Source organism: Variovorax sp. P4_B11, assembly GCF_056402355.1.
This window is the reverse complement of sequence record NZ_JBFUHO010000011.1, coordinates 20,139-39,478: the sequence shown is the minus strand read 5'-3', so window position 1 is coordinate 39,478 and position 19,340 is coordinate 20,139. Positions and strand designations below refer to the sequence as shown.

Genomic DNA, 19,340 nt, shown 5'->3' with positions numbered 1-19,340 from the left:
AAGCCAATCATGACCCGATCGCAAGAGTTTCAAACTGACGTGCTGGTGGTCGGCACCGGCCCGATGGGGGCGACGACCGCCCTTGCACTGGCAACGTATGGCGTGCGCGTGCACGTGGTCAACCGCTACAACTGGACGGCCAATACACCGCGTGCGCACATCACCAACCAGCGCGCCATGGAAGTGCTGCGCGACCTGGGCGTCGAGCAAGAGGCACGGCGCGATGCCACACCCTGGGAATGGATGGGCGACACCCTATTCACCACCAGTCTTGCCGGACCGGAGATTGCCCGGTTGCGCACCTGGGGAACCGGTGACGAGCGCATCGGGGACTACCTGCAGGGCAGCCCCTGCCCGATGATGGATCTGCCGCAGGACAAGATGGAGCCGCTGCTGGTGAAGAACGCCGTCGAGCGCGGGGCGATCTTTTCCTTCAACACCGAGTACCTGAGCCACGAGCAGGACACCTCAGGCGTAACCGTGAAGCTGCGCGACGTGCTCACCGGCCGCGAGTATCAGGTCAGGGCGCGTTATCTTGTTGGCGCGGACGGGGCCAAATCGAAAGTCATGGACGATGCGGGCCTGAAAGTGGAAGGACAGTTGGCGCGCGCCGCTACTGCCTACGTGCTGTTCACGGCCAACCTCACGCGCTATGTGGCTCACCGACCCAGCATCCTGTACTGGATGGTGACGTCCGACGCCTCCTTCGGTGAAATCGGCATGGGACTTTTGCGAGCCATCAAGCCGTGGAACCAATGGATCGCCGGCTGGGGTTTCGACATGTCGAAGGGCGAGCCCGATTTTTCGCCCGAAGAAGTCCAGCGCAAGGTGCGCGCGCTGGTCGGCGATCCGGAGCTCGACTTCAAGATCGACAGTACGTCAGTCTGGTACGTCAACCAGGCGCATGCACCGGTCTATTCGTCCGGTCGTGTCTTCTGCGGTGGCGATGCGGTCCACCGCCATCCACCCTCGAGCGGCCTGGGCTCGAACACGTGCATGCAGGACGCCTTCAACCTGGCCTGGAAGTTGGCGTTCGTGGTCAAGGGGCACGCCGGCGAGCAACTGCTGGACTCCTACACCCTGGAGCGCGCCCCGGTCGGCGCGCAGATCGTGAAGCGCGCCAACCAATCGCGACTGGACTATGCCCCGCTCCAACAGGCCTTCCGCAAGGCAGGTTCACCGGATCCGCTCGCCGCGGGGATCGACGAACTCGCCGATCCAGGTCCGGCGGGCATCGCTCGGCGCTCCGCGTTGGCCGAGGCATTGAAGCTGAAGAACTACGAGTTCAATGCCCAGGGTGTCGAGCTCAACCAGCGCTGCGTGTCGGAGGCCGTCATTCCGGAGGGCGACGCAACCGCAGAGGTCTGGAAGCGCGACCCGCAGCTTCACGTCCAACCCACAACGCGCCCCGGCGCCAAGCTACCTCACGCCTGGCTCGTAGGACAGGACGGCCGTCGCGTGTCCACGCTCGATCTGGTCGGCAAGGGCAAGGTCTCTCTGGTGACGGGGATCGCTGGCCAAGCGTGGGCGGACGCTGCGAAGGAAATGAATTTGCCGTTCCTCCGCACCGTCGTGATCGGAGGCCCGGCTGCCCAGGACGTTTACTGCAGTTGGCACGCGGTGCGCGAAATCGAGGAGGCAGGTGCCTTGCTGGTGCGACCTGATGGTGTCGTGGCTTGGCGCCAGCATGCTGGGGTCGCCGACTCCGCGCAAGCCAGAGAGGAGCTTGAGCAGGCCCTGGCTTCGCTGCTGGACCAGAAGTCGCGGGTGTTGGAGGCGGCGTGATGGAACGCGCTTTCCTGGGCATCTCGCATTCACCGCTGATGGGACTCAACCCCGTCGCACCGGCGGTGGAGCAAGCCCTCAACGCCGCCATCGCCAGCGCCCGCGATCAGGTATTGGCATTCGCACCGGAGCTCGTCGTGCTCGTTGCGCCGGATCACTACAACGGCTTCTTCAACGAGCTGATGCCGCCGTTCTGCATTGGCACGCAGGCGCGCTCGGTGGGTGACTATCTGACGCCGGCTGGCGACCTCCATGTGGATGCCGACGCGGCGGTGGCATTGGCCACACGACTGATGGATGAGGACTTCGACCTCGCCGTATCACGCCGCATGCAGGTCGATCATGGCTTTGCACAGTCGCTGCAGCTTCTGTGGGGTGGCCTCGACACGCCGCCGGTCCTGCCGATCTTTCTTAACGCGGTAGCCCAGCCGGGAATCCCGCGCCTGCGTCGCTGCCGCGCGCTGGGTCAGGCGATCGGCCGCTTTCTCGACAACGAGCCGCGGCGCACCCTGCTGATTGGCTCCGGTGGCCTCTCGCATGAGCCGCCAGTCCCCACGCTCTCGCATCCGGATGCGGCCGTTCGCGAACGCATCACCCGCCGGAGCGAGCCGACGCCGGAGGAGCGCGAGGCCAAGACGCAGCGTGTGATGGCCGCTGGCCTCGCGCTGGCAGCGGGCGACAGCGCCATGAAGCCCATCAACCCGGAATGGGACCGCCGGTGGATGGACGGTCTGGTCGATGGCGCGGCGGGTCTCGCTGCGCTGTGCGCCATGAGCGAGGACAGCATCGAAAAGGAGGGCGGCCTGTCGGCGCACGAGTCCAAAAGCTGGCTCGTTGCGCGCAGCGCCCTCGCCGTGGACCGCCCGCTGACCTGCGCCTTGCGCCATTACCAGGCCATCCCCGAATACATCGCCGGCTTCGGCCTCATGTTGCTGAAGCAACTCAACTGAACAGGAGAAGCAAAAATGGACCCCCGCATCGAACAGTGGGCCGAGCGCTTGCGCATGGCCGAGGCTCAGCGAGAGCCGATCGCCCCGTTGCGCGACGAACTCGGCACGGACCCGGACGGCAGCCTTGCCTACGCCATCCAGCAGGCCAACGTCGCGCATGCCGTGGCGCAGGGCCGGCGCGTGGTGGGCCGCAAGATCGGCCTGACATCCCCTGCAGTGCAGCGCCAACTCGGCGTGGATCAGCCCGACTTCGGGACGTTGTTTGCCGACATGCTCTATGGGGACGACGAAGAAATCCCGCTCTCGCGCACGTTGCAGCCCAAGGTCGAGGCTGAAGTCGCGCTGGTCCTTGAGCGTGACCTGCTGGCAGCTGACACCACACTGGTGGAACTGATCGGGGCCACGGCCTATGTCCTGCCGGCTATCGAGATCGTCGGCAGCCGCATCGCCAACTGGAACATCCGGTTTGCCGACACGGTCGCCGACAACGCCTCCAGCGGTCTGGTCGCGCTCGGCGGCGTACCCACCAAGCTCAATGGCCTGGACCTCAAGTTGTGCGGCATGACGATGGTGCGCGGCGACGAGACCGTGTCGAGCGGCAGCGGTGCGGCGTGCCTGGGCCATCCGCTCAACGCAGCCGTCTGGCTGGCACGCAAATTGGCTTCGCTTGGCCAGCCGCTGCGTGCGGGCGACCTCGTCCTGACGGGCGCGTTGGGTCCGATGGTGCCCGTTCTGGCTGGCGACCACTTCGAGGCACGGATTGAGGGAGTGGGCAGCGTGCGTGCGCGCTTCTCCGCAGCATGAGCAGCCCAATCACTTCTCACATCGCTCCATCCAACAAGGAACATTCATGACCCGCAAATTGAAAGCCGCCATCATCGGAAGCGGCAACATCGGCACCGACTTGATGATCAAGATCCTGCGCCATGGTCGCCACATCGAAATGGGGGCGATGGTCGGCATCGACGCCGCATCCGACGGCTTGGCACGTGCTGCACGCATGGGCGTGGCCACCACCCACGAAGGGGTCGAAGGTCTCTCGCGCCTGCCCGTCTTCGATGACATCGACATCGTCTTCGACGCCACCTCGGCGGGCGCTCACGTCAAGAACGACGCCTTCCTTCGCAGTCTCAAGCCTGAGATCCGCCTTGTGGACCTCACGCCCGCAGCGATCGGTCCGTATTGCATTCCCGTGGTCAACGGCCAGGCGCACTTGGACGCGCTCAACGTCAACATGGTCACGTGCGGCGGCCAGGCCACCATCCCGATAGTCGCTGCAGTCTCTCGTGTGACGAAGGTGCATTACGGCGAAATCGTCGCCAGCATCTCGAGCAAGAGCGCAGGCCCCGGCACCCGCGCCAACATCGACGAGTTCACCGAGACCACGTCGAAGGCCATTGAAGTGGTGGGCGGCGCTGCCAAGGGCAAAGCCATCATCGTGCTGAACCCGGCCGAGCCACCGCTGATGATGCGCGACACCGTCTACACCTTGAGCGACTTCGCCGATGAGGACGAAATCGCCGCGTCGGTCGAGCGCATGGCCGCAGACGTGCAGGCTTATGTGCAGGGCTATCGCGTCAAGCAGCGGGTGCAGTTCGACCGAATCGAGGCCGAGCACCCCATCCGCATTCCCGGCGTCGGTGCCCGCATGCACGGTCTGAAAACGTCCATCTTCCTGGAGGTGGAGGGCGCCGCCCACTACCTGCCTGCTTATGCCGGCAACCTCGACATCATGACCAGCGCCGCCTTGCGGACCGCCGAATCCATGGCCGAGCGCATGCTCGCCGCCGTGCCAGCCTGAAGGAGACAGCGATGAGCCACCAACCCGAAAAGAAAATCTACATCTCTGATGTGACCCTGCGTGACGGCAGCCACGCCATCCGCCACCAGTACAGCGTCGAGCAGGCCAAACAGATCGCCAAGGCGCTCGACGAGGCAAAAGTCGATTCCATCGAGGTCGCCCATGGCGACGGCCTGCAGGGCGGCAGCTTCAACTACGGCTTTGGCGCCCACACCGATGTCGAGTGGATCGAGGCGGTCGCCAGCGTGGTCAAGCACGCGAAGATCGCAACGCTGCTGCTGCCAGGGATCGGAACCGTGCACGACCTCAAGGCCGCCTATGAAGCAGGAGCGCGCATCGTGCGAGTTGCAACCCATTGCACCGAGGCCGACGTATCCAGGCAGCACATTGAGTACGCGCGCCATCTTGGCATGGAGGCCGTGGGCTTCCTAATGATGAGTCACATGACGACGCCGCAAGCGCTGGCGCAACAGGCCAAGCTGATGGAAAGCTACGGCGCGACCTGCTGCTACGTCGTGGACTCGGGCGGTGCGCTGAGCATGAACGAAGTGCGAGATCGCTTCCGTGCATTCAAGGAAGTGCTGAGGCCCGAAACGCAAACGGGCATGCACGCGCACCACAACTTGAGCCTGGGTGTGGCAAACAGCATCGTCGCGGTGGAAGAAGGCTGTGATCGCGTTGACGCGAGCCTGGCGGGAATGGGCGCCGGGGCGGGCAACGCGCCGCTGGAAGTGTTCATCGCAGCGGCCGCACGCCTCGGTTGGAACCACGGCACTGACCTCTACAAGCTGATGGATGCGGCCGACGACATCGTGCGCCCCTTGCAAGACCGCCCGGTGCGCGTGGATCGCGAGACCTTGGCGCTCGGCTATGCCGGCGTGTATTCGAGCTTCCTGCGCCATTCGGAAGTGGCCGCCAGCAAGTACGGCCTGAAGACCGTGGACATCCTGGTCGAACTGGGCAAGCGCCGCATGGTCGGTGGCCAGGAAGACATGATCGTTGACGTGGCCCTCGACCTGTTGAAGGGTATCGAACACGAGCGCGTTCACCAACCGCCCACCATGAGCGAAGCCGCCTGATCCCCATCTTCAATCAACATCCGAGACCAAGTCATGTCCACCAAAAACGCTCCGATCACCGAATCCGACACAAGCCGCTTCGTCCGCATCAAGGAAGACGATCTTGACCTGCAACTGCACTACAACGACGCCGGCAGCGGCGCCGAGACCGTCGTGATGCTCCACGGTTCCGGCCCTGGTGCCAGTGGATGGGCGAACTTCAACCGCAACGTCGAGCCGTTCGTAACCGCCGGCTACCGCGTCGTCTTGATGGACTGTCCGGGCTGGAGCAGGAGCGACCCGGTGGTCAGCACCGGCTCGCGCTCCGACCTCAACGCACGAGCGCTCAAGGGCCTGATGGACGTCATTGGCCTCGACAAGGTGCACATCGTCGGCAACTCGATGGGTGGGCACAGCGCCGTGGCTTTTGCGCTGGCCAACCCCGAGCGCGTAGGCAAGCTCGTGCTTATGGGCGGCGGCACCGGCGGCCTCAGCCCGTTCGTGCCCATGCCCACCGAGGGCATCAAGCTGATTGGCGCCCTGTACCGGGATCCCACGATCGAGAACCTCAAGCGCATGATGAACGTGTTCGTCTACGACACGAGCAACCTGACCGAGGAACTCTTTCAGGCGCGCCTGGACAACATGCTCAGCCGTCGCGATCACCTCGAGAACTTCGTCAAGAGCGCTGAGGCCAACCCGAAGCAGTTTCCGGACGTGGGGCACCGGCTTGGCGAGATCGCATCTCCCACACTGGTGATCTGGGGCCGCGACGACCGCTTCGTTCCGCTGGACATCGGCCTGCGGCTGGTGACGGGGCTGCAAAAGGCCGACCTACACGTCTTCAGCCGCTGCGGCCACTGGGCGCAGTGGGAGCACGCCGACAAGTTCAACCGCATGGTGCTGGACTTCTTGGCGCGCTGAGCCCACTCGGGCGCTGATCTTTCCTCGGACGCCGCGTTCGATGCGTGGCGCTTGGACAGCCGCGTCCGTAAGTCAGCGCGAATCGAAGAGAGCGACTGACGCTCGTCAAGCGATCCCCCGGCCGGGCGTAGCAGTCCGGTCATTTTTCCCTCAGTTCAAACGGAGATAACCATGGCCAAGATGATGAATGCTGCGCGTCTGCACAAGATCGGTGAACCATTCCAGGTTGACACGATCCCGGTGCCCGAAGTTCGACCCACCGACGTGCTCGTCGAAGTGAAGGCCGCCGGCGTGGTGCCGAACTTGCGCAATGTAGTGACCAGCTATCCGAAGTGGTTCCCCTTCCTGCCGTTGCCCGCGCTGCCCGCGATCTACGGCCTCGACTCGGCCGGGGTGGTCGCGCAGGTGGGCAGCCAAGTCCGCGCGGACATCAAGCCCGGGGACCGCGTGTATGTGAATCCGGGGCTGTCTTGCGGAAGTTGCCTTGCATGTCGGCGGGGCGACCACATCAACTGCACGGCCTACACGTTCCAGGGCTATTTCGGCTTCGGCCCGGGCTCGCAGCAGCTCTTCGAGGACTATCCATACGGAGGCTTCGGCCAATACCTTACGGCACCCGCCGCCAACCTGGTGAAGCTGCCAGACAGCATCAGCTTCGAGCAAGGCGCTCGCTTCGGCTATCTGGGCACCGCCTACTCGGCGCTGCGCAAGGCACAGTTCTCCCCAGGTCAGACGGTGCTCATTGACGGCGCGACGGGCACGCTGGGGTTGGGCGCTGTCATTCTTGCGCTGGCCATGGGCGCGGCCAGGATCTTCGCGACGGGGCGCAACACCACGCTGCTCGAAAAGCTGCAGCAACTGGACCCGCAACGCATCGTCCCGATCGCTCTCGGATCGCGGCCGACTTCCGAGATTGTGATGGAAGCGACCGGGGGTTTCGGTGTCGATGCGCTCATCGAGGCGCTAGGCCCCAACGCCGCGGTGGCGACGGTGCTCGACTCGTTCAACGCACTACGCCGCGGTGGGAAGGCGATCAACATCGGCGGCGTCGCCGATCCCATACCGCTGGAACCGTTCCCCCTCATGTGCCTGCAGAAGTCCTACATCGGCTCTTTGTGGTTTACGACCGCTGAAGGCCAGGACATGGCGGCGATGGCCCACGCGGGCACGCTGAACCTCGGAGTGTTCGAGCACGAGCGCTTTCCGCTCGAGCGTGTCAACGATGCGCTGGATGCGATCGACCAGCGCAGCGGCGGATTCACCAACGTCGTGATCATGCATTGAGCGGCACAAAGGAGCACACCATGCACATCCGACGCATCGTCACCGGCCACGACCGGAAAGGAAACGCCGTCTTCGTATCGGACGCGGCTGCACCGCGTACCACCGAGTTCGAGCACGTTCCAGGCTTCGTCACTTCGTTGTTGTGGGAGACGGCTCCCAACGCGACAGTGCCCGCGGGCGAGGGTGACCCGGCAGTCTCTGCCGCGTCATGGACGCCGCCGCCAGGTGGCACGAACCTGATGTTCATCACGTTTCCTCCCGACGCTGTGATGATGACTCCCGACTTCGATCCAGCTGCCGCCGGCGGTGAGTACATGCGAGTGCTGCCCGGTTTGGCTGAGAAGTTCGAGATGGATCACCCCGGCATGCATACCTCCGACTCCGTTGACTACGGCGTGTTGATCGACGGCGAGCTACACCTCGAACTCGACGATGGCGCTACGAAGAAGCTTGCGCCGCGCGATGTGGTCGTCCAGAACGGCACACGCCACGCCTGGCGCAACAAGAGCGACAAGCCGGCGACCATGCTGTTCGTCCTTGTCGGGGCAAAGCGCTCCTGAGCTGGGCATCGGAGTCCTGGCCCCGACATCTCCGACCGCTTTCGATCGCACAGCTGCCGCTCGTAGGTCGAGGGTGGATGGCGGGTCAGGGCCCTGTCTCGCCGGTCGCCGTCGAACGCTGGAGGGCAGCTGTGCAGCGTGTGCTGCCATTCCCGGCCGGTCGGCGAACTTACGCTGTGACGCCGAGTGCGGTCATTCAGGCGCCGACAGCACCTCAGAATCTACGACCGGTCCCAAAGGTATTACGGAAATCGCCCGAGCTGCCCCCTCACCGACTGCGCCAACCCGGCTTCGGACAGTCTGAACCGGAAGTCCCACCACACCCTCAAGGAGCAGCTCAGGCCTGATGCCCTGGCGCCGCATCACTTATCGAGGCTAAACGAACATCATGATCGATGGTCGAAGCGCCCGTGCAACCGCAGGGTCACGTCTCTGTCGTGACCGGTTTTGCAGATGAGGCGCTTCGCCAAGCGGGAACCTGCCAGCGCGCCTGGCGCGCATGCAGCATGAGGTGCCAGCTTCACGGACCCGCCGGATAGGACTTCATCGCCGCAGGGCAGCGAGCTCTGGCGCAGGCCGACATGACTGGACATTTGAGGCCTGATTCCCAAGCGACTGGCGAGCAATAGGCCGGCGACCATGGTGGCGCTTGTGGTGATTGGGGCCCGAAATCGCCGCTCAGCCGCCTGGACGCTCAATGAGGTAGCGGCTTGCGATATGGACGCCGGCCTCCGGCATCAAGGAGCCGCCGGTGCCATGGCGCTCGCGACGCCCCGGCCGCGAGCACGAGTTCGCGTCCTCGCTTGGTAGCTGACCTTCGCATGATCGCGCTGTTGGCCAAGGGCTGCTATCGGCAAGTTTGGCGAACAGGCAGTCCCGGCCGCGCAGCAGTCGCATCTGATTTCGCTGAGTTCCGCTCATCCGGCGTCTTCGGTCGCTCGCAGCACTTTTCCCGGGTTGAGCAAACCCAGCGGATCCAGTGCCTGCTTGATACTGCGTTGCAGACGCAACTCAATCGGCGGCTTGTAGCGGATGGCCTCATCGCGCCGAAGTACACCCAGCCCATGCTCTGCAGATATAGAGCCGCCGTAGCTCGAGACCAGGTCATGGACGACGCGGTTGAGCGGAGCCTCGCGCGCCGCGAACTCGGCTGCCGGCATGCCGCCCAACGGCGGCGAGAAGTTGTAGTGGAGATTGCCGTCCCCGAGATGCCCGAATGCGACGAGCCGCAGCTCCGGGGCGTGGCGGCGCGCGGCCTCGCCCGCTTCGGACAAGAATGAGTCGATGGCGGAAATGGGCAACGCGATGTCGTGCTTGATCGTCGGCCCCTCGGCGCCTTGAGCCTCGGAGATCCCTTCGCGCAACATCCAGAGAGCCTCGAACTGCGCCAGCGAGGCTGACACGGCGGCGTCTTGCAGCAGGTCGCGCTCGAGCGCCTCCTCGAGCAGTGACTGCAGAGACGCGGACGGTTGCTGAACCGCCCCCGTCTCGCTGACTTCGATCAGTACGTACCAGGGGGTTTCCGCGGCGAAGGGCGGGCGGGCCGACGGCAAGTGTCGCAGGACCAGCCCCAGGGCGACATCCGAGATCAATTCGAACGCCGTGAGCGATGTGGCCAGGCGATCGCGTGCCATCGTCAACAGCTCGAGCGCCGCCTTGGGCGATGCCACCGCCGCCAGGGCGCAGCTTTGGTGCGTCGGCAGCGGAAGCAGCTTGACAACTGCCGCCGTGATGATGCCCAGCGTGCCTTCGCTGCCGATGAACAGGTCGCGCAGGTCGTAGCCGGTGTTGTCCTTGCGTAAAGCGCGCAGTCCGTCCCAGCGTTCGCCATCGGCCATCACCACTTCCAGGCCGAGACAGAGTTCGCGCGCGTTGCCGTAGCGAAGGACCTGCACGCCTCCGGCATTGGTGGCGAGGTTGCCGCCGATCGTGCAACTGCCCTCGGCCGCCAGGCTGAGCGGGAACAGCCGACCGGCTGCGCGCGCAGCCTCCTGCACCTGCTGCAAGGTGCAGCCGGCCTCCGCCGTCAGGGTGTCGCTGACCGTGTCCACGGCACGGATGCTCGTCATGCGGGCGGTCGACAAAACGACCGCACGGCCACTGTCGTCGGGCGTCGCCCCCCCAGACAGTCCCGTGTTGCCGCCTTGGGGCACCAGCGGCAATCGTCGCGCGTGGCACCACCGCACGACCGCTGCGACGCCATCGGTGGTCGATGGCTGCGCCACGGCGAGCGCGCGACCGGTCCAGCGTCCACGCCAATCGGTCAGGAACGGCGCCATTTCATCCTGCTTCGTGAGCCATCGGCCCTCGAAGACGGGCTGCTCCACGCTCATGGCGCAGCGCCCCTGCCTGCCTGCGCGATCAGGCGGTCCGCATACGCTTCCCAAGGGCTGCTGCCATCCAGGCCCTTGAAAACACCGTCTCGCGCTAGTTGAGCCACCCAGTCCTGCTTGCTGGCGATGGCTGCGGTCATCATCGGCTCGAAGCCGGCTTCCTGAACGGTACGTGCGGCCTCGCGCATTTCCTCGGCGCGACGCTTGCCATGCTGCACCACGCGGCTGAAGAAGTAGGCGCCCTGCTCCTCCCAGTCGATCTGGGGAAAAGTCTCCTTCAGGGTGGGCAGCACATGCGCCTCGACCCCATGCCGGCGGGCCGTCGTGTAGCTCTCGATGACCAGGGCTTCGAGGCCCTTGATCATGATGCTGCGGCTCATCTTGATGGCCGATGCCACGCCGAGGCTTTCGCTCACGTGGCGGGCGTCCATCCCCCAGGCCACCAGCGTCACGGCAAGCGCCTCGGCCCCGGCACCGCCCAGCAGCATGGGCACGCGAATACCGTAGGGCGGGACCGAAGTCATGACGCCAGCTTCGACGTAACCGACGCCGACCGCTTCCAGCGCGTCCGCGGCGAGCTTCTTGGTACCGGGCGATGCAGAATTGAGGTCCAGGAAGCGCGCGCCGGCCCTCGCGTGGCCCGAGACCGCTTCGGCCACAGCCAGCGTGTTGGAGGCGGTAACGGCCGAGATCAACAGGTCGGCCCTGGCACACAGATCTTCCAGGTCGTCTGCGACGCACATTCCGTCGGCCTCTGCGCCAGCACGCGCCGCGACGCCGGCTGCCTCGTTGAACTTCAAGTCCCAGACCCAGATTGCGTCGATGTCACCTTGGGGCAGCAATCCGCGCCCAAAAATGCCGCCCACCTCGCCGTAGCCGATGATGCCCAATGTCATGCCCATGATGCGTGTCCTTGTCAAGAAAGAAGAGAAGTCGGTTCAGTCGAAGGCGTACAAGCGAGCGGGATTGGTCACGAGCACTCGCTGCAGCGTGTCGGCATCGCCGTAGTGCGCGAGCAGATCGACCAAGTCGCCGTCATCCGGCATCTCGCGCACGTTGGGGTGCGGCCAGTCGGTTCCCCAGACGGTGCGATCCGGCGCCGCTTCAAGAAGCTGCCGAACAAAGGGCACCACGTCGGCATAGGGGAATGCGCCGCCGCGCGCGAGCTCGGCCGAAATGCGCTCAGGGCCGCTCAGCTTGACCCAAGCGCGCGGGTCGGCAAGCACTGCGAGCAGCGCCAGGCACGCCTCCTGCCGCAGTCCGCCCTCCACGGGCGTGCGCCCCATGTGGTCGATCGCGAAGGGGCACTGCACACGGCCCAGCAGGGGCAGTTGCTCGAGCAGATCCTGCGCGCTGAAGTGCAGCTGCACGTGCCATCCAAGCGGTGACAGGCGCTCGGCCAGGCGCAGCACGGCATCCGGATCGGGCGCATCGCCCAGGTGCTTGATGAAATTGAAACGGACGCCGCGCACGCCGCCGGCATGGAGCTCGCCGAGAGAGCGATCCGTGATGTCGGTATGCACCAACGCGACGCCGCGTGCGTGCGTCGGATTGCGCTGGATGGCATCCAATACCGCGCCATTGTCGAATCCGTGGACCGTCGCCTGAACATAGACGGCGCGCTCGATGCCGAGCAGCCGGTGCAGTGCCTCGACCCGCTCGACCGGCGCCTCGTCCGGGGTATAGGGCCGCAACGGGTCGAATGGAAAGCGGCTGGCCGGTCCATAGACATGGACGTGGCTGTCACAGCTGCCGGATGGCAGTTCGATGCGCGGGCGGCGTGGCTGTACCAACGGCGAGGTGACCTTGGGCGGCGTGTTCATGGGTCTCGCCCTGTCCGTCATTCCGCCCGAATGCCCGCAACGCGCACCGTCTCGCGAGACCGCTCGTATTCCTCGCGAAGGAATGTGCCGAAGGCTGCCGGTCCACGCATTGCAGCGGTGGCCGGTTCGACACCCAGCGCCTGCAACCGTTCGCCCATCCCGGGCGCCGCCAAGGCGGCCTCGGCGGCAGCGACCAGCTTGCGCAAGGCGGGTTCAGGGGTCCGCGCCGGTGCCAGCAGTCCGACATAGCTGAAGGCAGTGAAGCCTTGCGCACCGCCCTCAATAAAGGTCGGGACGTCCGGCGCCAAGGGGCTGCGCTTGGGCGCGGCCACAGCCATGATCCGGGCCTTGCCCGATTTGTGAAACGGCAAGGCGGTCGAGAACTCCATGGAGGCCGTCTGCACCGTCCCTCCGAGCAGGTCCGGCACGAGGGAATTGCCGCCACGGTATGGCACGTGCACCAGACGGGCACCGGTGGCCGTGTTGAAGCGCTCCATGGTCAAGTGCGTCGCGCTGCCAATGCCGGAGGAGCCGCAGCTCACGGCCTGCCGCTGCGAAAGCGAGACGAGTTCCTTGAGCGTTCTGGCCGGCACATCGTTGTTGACGAGCAGCACATGCGGCACCACGCCGGCCAACGCGATCGGCGAAAAATCCTTGAGCGAGTCGTAGACCTGCTTCGCCTGGACGAACGGATTGATGGTCAGCGGGCCGTTCGAACCCACCAGCAGCGTGTAGCCGTCGGCCGGTCCCTGAGCCACGGTGCCTGCGCCCAGACTCCCACCTGCGCCCGCCTTGTTGTCGACCACCACCGCCTGACCCAGCAGCGGCCCCATCGCGGCCGCAAGCAGTCGGCCCACGCCGTCGACGTTGCCTCCCGCGTTGAAGGGAACGACGAAGCGAATGGCGCGCTCCGGATACTCCGCAGCACGGACGGGAAAGGGAAGAGCGACGGCCCCAGCCATGGCAGCCAGGGTGCGGATCACGTCACGGCGATGGGAATCGAAAGTCATTTGTGTCTCCAACTTGGGGGCTCGTTCGGGGGAAGGCTGCCGGTGCTTTCCTATCCCGACAGCCGAGTCCATTGTGAATGAGCAAGGGTCCAGGCAAGGTTGCTTTCTGGCCCCCTGAGTGTTCGAATCTGTTGATCGATATACCCCGCTCGTGGCATCATGAAAGCACGATGCAGACCCACGAAATGCTGCCGCTTCGGCACCTTCGCGCCTTCGCCGCGGTCGCGCGGGCAGGCAGCGTGCGCGCAGCGGCGGAGACGCTGCTTCGCGCTGCCTCGGCGATCAGTCGCTCCATCGTCATCCTCGAGAAGGCGCTCGCGTCGCCGTTGTTCGAGCGACGTGGGCAGGGCATGCTGAACACGCCTGCGGCGGATCTGGTGTTGAGCCGCTTCGAAGGAATCGAACACGAGTTGTCGGTCGTCATGGACGAAGCGACGTCCGCCCGCGGTCGGGCGCGTTCGCCGGCGACGCTGGAGGTCTTGTTCGATGAACGAAGGCTACTCGCAGCCTCCTTGCTGGCGGATGTCCACCACATGCCCACCGTCGCGCGCCAGCTCGGTGTCACCCAGCCCGCGATCAGCGCGGCGGTGGCACGCCTGGAGGAGGTGCTGGGCCAAAGGCTGTTCCTGCGAACAGCGCGAGGGCTCATAGCCACGGATGCGGGCGCACGATGGCTGATGCGCTTCGATCGCGTCCTGGCGGAGTTGCGACATATCGAAGATGACGTCTGCGCCGCCCAAGGCAGGCTCGAGGGGCTGGTCACAGTCGGCACATTGCCGCTGGCCCGCACGCGCCTGCTTCCGATGGCGATCGACGCGTTGCTCGCACAGCATCCGGGGCTGCGCGTCCATTCGCTCGAGAGCCCCTACGAACAACTTTGCGCCGGCCTGCTTGGAGGAAAGGTAGATTTCATCGTGGGAGCTTTGCGGCCCATCACCGATCGAGACCTTGTCAGCGAGGCGCTTTTTGTCGATCAACTAAGACTTATCGCATCCGCTCGCCACCCGCTCGCTAGCCGCGAGCGATTGACATTTTCCGATCTACGCGAATACCCGTGGATCCTGTCCCGACCAGGCACTCCGCTGCGGGAATCGCTCGCAAATTATTTCGTCCAGCATGGCGAGGCGCCGCCTCGCGCAACGGTCGAAACCGGCGACCAGGCACTCGTGCGCGGAATGCTGCTGCGGGGCCGCATGCTGACTGTTCTGTCAGTTCACCAACTTCACTACGAGATCGAAGCCGGCCACCTTCAGGCCCTGCCATTGCCGATGCCCGGCCTCGAGCGAAGCATCGGAGTGACGATGAGGGCAGGCGCCCGCCTTTCGGCCACGGGGCAGGCGCTGCTGTGCGAGATCCGCCGCCTGACTATCGCCGGACGCACTGATTCGCCCTCGCCACCCTGACAGTGGATGCAGTCTCGCTGCGAAACAAACAGCTACTTGGTTGCCAACGGACTGAAGGAGCCAAACGTCGGGACCATGCCATCCCGAACGCTTCCTGAACCTCATGAATCGCGTGATCGGAAAATGGTGCAGACCACATCGCAAAAGAGCAGTCACAACCTCGCCGTTTCTTCCAACTAAACCGACAGTTCGTTCGGTCTCGATGAACGACAGCTTCCAGGTCGGGGCCGGTGCCCCTCGGAACGACGAGTGTGCCTGGATCGAACCGCATCCGCTCAGCGCAGAGCAAGCCTTCTCAGGTGCCGCAGAGCGAGCATTTGACGAGCCATCAATGCATTCGAACGAAGTTGACGGCCGAAAGCAACCGTGACTCGCCCGGAGTTTCGCAAAATTCGATCCGACGCGGGCAGAACCTACGGACGATACCGTAGTGGCCAGCAGACGGGGCACGCCGTCGACATGTGTTCGACGCAACGTCGATGCTTCGCATCCGACGCAGCGCGATGGCACGCAGTGCAATGGCAGTAGCGATCAACTGTTCGCCTGGGCGACCACCGCGGATTCGCACGCAAAGTCGTCGTGCGGGTGCCTGACTGAAGCAGCAGACTAAAGGAGACAACTTTGAACTCAGAAAACGTCACAGCAGTTTCGCCGCAGTCCCGGTCGCGTCGAGCCTGGTACAAGCAGCTATGGGTCCAGGTGCTCATCGCCATGGCGGTTGGGATCGTCGTGGGTCACTTCTATCCCACGGCTGGCCAGCGCTTGCAGCCGCTCGGCGATGGTTTCATCAAGCTCATTCGAATGCTGATCGCGCCCATCGTCTTTTGTACGGTCGTGCTGGGCATCGCCAAGATGGGCGACATGTCGAAGGTTGGAAAGGTTGCCATCAAGGCTCTGATTTACTTCGAGGTGATGACGACTGTGGCGTTGGCCATCGCGATCGTGATCGTCAATCTCTGGCAGCCAGGTGCTGGAATGAACATCAACGCCGCCGCACTGGATGCAGGGTCGGTCAAAATGTACGTTGACCAGACCAAATCGCATGGCGTGGCCGACTTCCTGCTGGACATTATTCCCTCGGCGATGGTTGGCGCCTTCGCCGAGGGCAATGTGCTGCAGGTGCTCCTGATCTCGGTGATCATGGGTAGCACGCTGGTGGCCATTGGACCTCGAGCAAGGCCCGTGATCGACTTGCTCGAGATTGGATCGGAGATGCTCTTTCGCGCCGTTGCGCTTGTCATGTGGGCCGCGCCCCTCGGTGCCTTGGGAGCGATTGCATTCACTGTCGGCCGCTATGGCGCAGGAGCCCTCGCTTCCCTCGGAAATCTGCTCGCCTGCTTCTACTTCGTCTGCCTCGTGTTTGTCCTCCTGGTCTTGGCGCCCCTGTGCAAGTTTTTCGGCTTCAGTCTCTTTCAATTGATCCGATACCTGCGGGAGGAACTGTTGATCTGCTTTGCGACAACCTCCTCCGAAGCCGTGCTGCCGCGCATGCTGATCAAGATGGAGAACCTCGGCTGCAAGGCCAGCGTCGTCGGTCTCGTGATTCCGACTGGTTATTCATTTAACCTCGACGGCACTTGTCTCTATCTAGCTACCGCAGCGCTCTTTCTCGCACAAGCCACAAACACGCCGCTGGACATCTATCAGCAGTTGCTCCTGCTGGCGGTGTTGTTGCTGACGTCAAAGGGAGCAGCCGGGGTCGCCGGCGCGGCCTTCGTGGTACTGGCAGCGACGCTGTCGACGATTGGATCAATCCCTGTGACGAGTGTCGCTCTGATCCTTGGCGTTCATCGTTTGCTGGCTGAAGGGTTGGTGCCTACCAATCTGCTCGGAAATGCAGTGGCCACCATCGTCATTTCGAAGTGGGAAGGCGCCCTGGATAAAGGCCGTCTCGATTCGGTCCTGGCAGACCGTTCCGGTGCATCTCCTCTGCAGCCGGCCGGCTAACCCGCCAACACCTGCCCGTTGCCTGACGATCGCTCAGCCGGCGGACAGCCATCTCTTGTAAGCTACCTGCGCCGCTGGTCACGGCCTTCCAACCGCATTGGTTACGAGTCGTGAACGAGAGGATAGCTCGGGCGCACGTGGCGTGCGCATGGCCCTGGGTCGTCTCGCGATCAAGCTGGCGCCCTGCCTGCGGGGCGACGATCCAGCCCATGTTCGCGATCTTCGACCCGCTTCCCTGCTGCTTCTCGAATGCGAGTCGAGCGGATCTACCGTCCGCCTTGGCGACCTACCCTGCCTGTCGTCGGCGCCATCGTCCGGCAGGTATGCAGCGGTAGCTGTCTTTCCCTGCCGCTCGGCGAACTCACGCTATGAGGCCTGTTCCGGTCGTCAAGGAGCCGACGAGATCGCGGCGTCGACGACCGGTTTCAAGGTGATGCAGACATAGTTCGTCGCCGGCGCGCCACAGTATTCGCGCTTCGTTCCACGATGCTGCCCGCTCGCAATGAGCTGGTGAACAGCCAGTTGTTCCTCTTATGCGGAGCTCCGCATAAACGCAAGAGCGATTCATCGCCTCATGGAAGGAAGCATCGAATGACCATGCCCACGAGCGGCTTTAGCGCACTCATCTGGGCGGGCGAAATGTTGAACGAAATCGCCCGCGAGCGCGACAAGCATCGAGAATGATTCGGCACCGCGTTACCAGAGGAGTTGATGCGGCAGGCATTCGTGGTCTTGCCCAATAGGTCGCCTACGTAAGGTCAGTGTGAGCTTCCTGCCGTCCCATCTTGACGGCAGTGCCGGTCAATCGGCGAGATCGTTGATCTCGTCGCCGGCCCGCCAGCGGTGTGGCAGCAACTCCTCGATCCGGCTGTTCCAGGGTCGGCAGTCTCGCGAGGACGTCGCGCAGGTACTGCCAAGGGTCGTGCCCTTGGAGCTTGGCGGACTGAACCAGGCTCATCACCACGGCCGCGCGCTGGCCGGCGAGTGCGCTTCCGGCAAACAGCCAGTTGTTTCTTTCATGTCAGGGCTTGATCTGCCGCTCCAGGAAGTTGTTGTCCAGCGGCACGTTGCCGTCGTCGAGATGACGGGTGAGCTGTACCCAGTGGTTGAGGCTGTAGTCGATCGCCGCGGCGATGCTGCTGCCGTCGGGCACGCGGCGCCGCTCGAGTTCGAGCCACAGCTTGAACTCAACCCACAGCGGCTTGGTCAATTCCTGCCGCCCTTCATGTCGATGGTCCGCAGGCATACCCGCGAAGCTCCCCTCGACGTGGTAGATCTTGCCCAAGCGCTTGATCGCCGCTTCGGTGACTGGGCTCGTCCCTGCCTTGGCCACCTCGTCAAACTGGCGTCGGGCGTGCACGACGCAACCGGCGGCCACGCGCTTGGGGTAGCCGACGACAAGACCAGCACCGAAGCCCCCACGCCGACCCACGCCGAGGGAGCTACAACTGCTCGGCATGCTCGACCGGGGGCTGAGCAACCAGCAGGTGGCAGACCAGCTCGCGCTCTCGCTCACCACCGTCAAGTGACATCTGCGCAATCTCTACGCCAAGCTGGGCGTGGGCCGTCGCTCGGCCGCGCTGGCCAACGCCCGCGCCCACCGCTTGCTGCCGCGGTGAACAACAACGTCCGGTCATGGTCAAATTGACCGACGTTCACCTAGTCTAGTCGAGCGCAACGCCCCACGAGCACCGGGGATCGGTCTCTCGGGGCGTCTGATTCGCACGTGCACAACACGCCTCAACCACAACATCTACGATGCCTTCCCGCCGCCCCAAGAAGAAGACGATCACCCGGCTAACGCCCGATCTGCGGATTTCCGAGATCGTTGCCACCTCCCTGCAGATCATCCTGGAGAAGGGCTACGAAGGCCTGCTGACCACGGAGGTGGCCCAACGCTGCGGTATCTCCGAAGCCACCATCTTCAAGTACTTCCCGACCAAGCGGGATCTGCTGCGAACCGTCACCGAACAATGGTTCGGCGAAGTGCTCGATCAGATCGAGGGCACCGACAACAGGGCCTTGCCCATCGCGGCCCGGCTGCGCCAGGTGATCTGGGAAAGCCTGTCGATCATCCGGCACGAGCGCGCGTTGTCGCGTTACATCCTGATGGAACTGCGCGCCGACCCCACCTACAAGTCGATGCACGTCTATCAGCTGAACCGGCGCTACGCGAGCCGGGTCATCTCGGTGCTGAAGGATGCGGTGCAGTCGGGCGAGTTCAGGGCCGACATCTCGCTGGCAGTGGTCAGGAACATGATCTTCGGCAGCATCGAGCACACGACCTGGGCCTACCTGCGCGGCGAGGGTGATTTCGACGTCGACGAGGCGGCAGATCAGATTGCCAGCGTGATCTCGCGCGGCCTGCTGGTCGATCCGGCAGCCGGCACTCGCACGCCTCGGTCGAACGCCAAGAAGGCCGCGAAGAAGATCACCGCTGCCAAGTAGGGCGCCGACGCAGC

General features: G+C 64.3%; 18 protein-coding genes. 12 read left to right on the top strand and 6 right to left on the bottom strand.

Annotation, left to right across the window (positions count from 1 at the left end):
- Positions 1–9 precede the first annotated feature (9 nt).
- From AC1DYD_RS12895 to AC1DYD_RS12860, 8 genes are all read left to right on the top strand, one after another.
- Positions 10–1,785: an FAD-dependent oxidoreductase gene (locus AC1DYD_RS12895; RefSeq protein ID WP_478173130.1), complete on the top strand. Its 1,776-nt coding sequence runs from the start codon at positions 10–12 to the stop codon at positions 1,783–1,785.
- Positions 1,785–2,735: a 3-carboxyethylcatechol 2,3-dioxygenase gene (locus tag AC1DYD_RS12890; protein WP_478173129.1), complete on the top strand. Its 951-nt coding sequence runs from the start codon at positions 1,785–1,787 to the stop codon at positions 2,733–2,735. The genes AC1DYD_RS12895 and AC1DYD_RS12890 overlap by 1 nt, the downstream gene beginning before the upstream one ends.
- Positions 2,736–2,750: 15 nt before the next feature.
- Positions 2,751–3,539 carry a 2-keto-4-pentenoate hydratase gene (gene mhpD, locus AC1DYD_RS12885; protein WP_478173128.1) on the top strand — a complete coding sequence of 263 codons (789 nt, stop codon included), beginning with the start codon at positions 2,751–2,753 and terminating at the stop codon, positions 3,537–3,539.
- 46 nt (positions 3,540–3,585) lie between these two features.
- Positions 3,586–4,536 (top strand): acetaldehyde dehydrogenase (acetylating), encoded by a 951-nt coding sequence (locus AC1DYD_RS12880; protein WP_478173238.1) that lies wholly within the window; start codon positions 3,586–3,588, stop codon positions 4,534–4,536.
- Positions 4,537–4,547: 11 nt separating this feature from the next.
- Positions 4,548–5,615, top strand: a complete 1,068-nt coding sequence (gene dmpG, locus AC1DYD_RS12875) for a 4-hydroxy-2-oxovalerate aldolase (RefSeq protein WP_478173127.1) — start codon at positions 4,548–4,550, stop codon at positions 5,613–5,615.
- 33 nt (positions 5,616–5,648) lie between these two features.
- Positions 5,649–6,518 carry an alpha/beta fold hydrolase gene (locus AC1DYD_RS12870; protein ID WP_478173126.1) on the top strand — a complete coding sequence of 290 codons (870 nt, stop codon included), beginning with the start codon at positions 5,649–5,651 and terminating at the stop codon, positions 6,516–6,518.
- A gap of 171 nt (positions 6,519–6,689) precedes the next feature.
- Complete coding sequence (locus AC1DYD_RS12865) at positions 6,690–7,802, top strand: alcohol dehydrogenase catalytic domain-containing protein (RefSeq protein WP_478173125.1); 1,113 nt, start codon at positions 6,690–6,692, stop codon at positions 7,800–7,802.
- 20 nt (positions 7,803–7,822) lie between these two features.
- Positions 7,823–8,362 (top strand): cupin domain-containing protein, encoded by a 540-nt coding sequence (locus AC1DYD_RS12860; protein ID WP_478173124.1) that lies wholly within the window; start codon positions 7,823–7,825, stop codon positions 8,360–8,362.
- Positions 8,363–9,279: 917 nt separating this feature from the next.
- Here the strand turns inward: AC1DYD_RS12860 and AC1DYD_RS12855 are convergent.
- Genes AC1DYD_RS12855 through AC1DYD_RS12840 form a run of 4 tightly spaced genes read right to left on the bottom strand, consistent with a single transcriptional unit; the run spans position 9,280 to position 13,528 of the window.
- Positions 9,280–10,695 (bottom strand): FAD-binding oxidoreductase, encoded by a 1,416-nt coding sequence (locus AC1DYD_RS12855; RefSeq protein WP_478173123.1) that lies wholly within the window; start codon positions 10,693–10,695, stop codon positions 9,280–9,282.
- Positions 10,692–11,597: a DUF1932 domain-containing protein gene (locus AC1DYD_RS12850; protein WP_478173122.1), complete on the bottom strand. Its 906-nt coding sequence runs from the start codon at positions 11,595–11,597 to the stop codon at positions 10,692–10,694. Before AC1DYD_RS12850 ends, AC1DYD_RS12855 begins: the two co-directional genes overlap by 4 nt.
- A 36-nt stretch (positions 11,598–11,633) precedes the next feature.
- On the bottom strand, positions 11,634–12,518 hold the full coding sequence (locus AC1DYD_RS12845; protein ID WP_478173121.1) for an amidohydrolase family protein: 885 nt from the start codon (positions 12,516–12,518) through the stop codon (positions 11,634–11,636).
- 17 nt (positions 12,519–12,535) lie between these two features.
- Entirely contained in the window at positions 12,536–13,528 is a 993-nt protein-coding gene (locus AC1DYD_RS12840) for a Bug family tripartite tricarboxylate transporter substrate binding protein (RefSeq protein ID WP_478173120.1), read from the bottom strand.
- 170 nt (positions 13,529–13,698) lie between these two features.
- Between AC1DYD_RS12840 and AC1DYD_RS12835 the strand changes: the two genes are divergently transcribed.
- Positions 13,699–14,931, top strand: a complete 1,233-nt coding sequence (locus tag AC1DYD_RS12835) for a LysR family transcriptional regulator (protein WP_478173119.1) — start codon at positions 13,699–13,701, stop codon at positions 14,929–14,931.
- 621 nt (positions 14,932–15,552) lie between these two features.
- Positions 15,553–16,878, top strand: coding sequence for a C4-dicarboxylate transporter DctA (dctA, locus tag AC1DYD_RS12830; protein WP_478173118.1), 1,326 nt, complete (start codon positions 15,553–15,555; stop codon positions 16,876–16,878).
- A 748-nt stretch (positions 16,879–17,626) separates the two neighbouring features.
- Here the strand turns inward: dctA and AC1DYD_RS12825 are convergent.
- Together AC1DYD_RS12825 and AC1DYD_RS12820 are read right to left on the bottom strand one after the other, a co-directional pair.
- Positions 17,627–17,836, bottom strand: coding sequence for a transposase domain-containing protein (locus AC1DYD_RS12825; RefSeq protein WP_478173117.1), 210 nt, complete (start codon positions 17,834–17,836; stop codon positions 17,627–17,629).
- A gap of 63 nt (positions 17,837–17,899) precedes the next feature.
- Positions 17,900–18,337, bottom strand: coding sequence for an IS66 family transposase (locus AC1DYD_RS12820; protein ID WP_478173237.1), 438 nt, complete (start codon positions 18,335–18,337; stop codon positions 17,900–17,902).
- Between AC1DYD_RS12820 and AC1DYD_RS12815 the strand changes: the two genes are divergently transcribed.
- Together AC1DYD_RS12815 and AC1DYD_RS12810 are read left to right on the top strand one after the other, a co-directional pair.
- A complete protein-coding gene (locus AC1DYD_RS12815) occupies positions 18,336–18,407 on the top strand; it encodes a hypothetical protein (RefSeq protein ID WP_478173236.1) in 72 nt (23 codons plus the stop codon). The two genes, AC1DYD_RS12820 and AC1DYD_RS12815, sit on opposite strands and share 2 nt — an antisense overlap.
- A gap of 229 nt (positions 18,408–18,636) precedes the next feature.
- Complete coding sequence (locus AC1DYD_RS12810; protein ID WP_478173116.1) at positions 18,637–19,326, top strand: TetR/AcrR family transcriptional regulator; 690 nt, start codon at positions 18,637–18,639, stop codon at positions 19,324–19,326.
- Positions 19,327–19,340 lie beyond the last annotated feature (14 nt).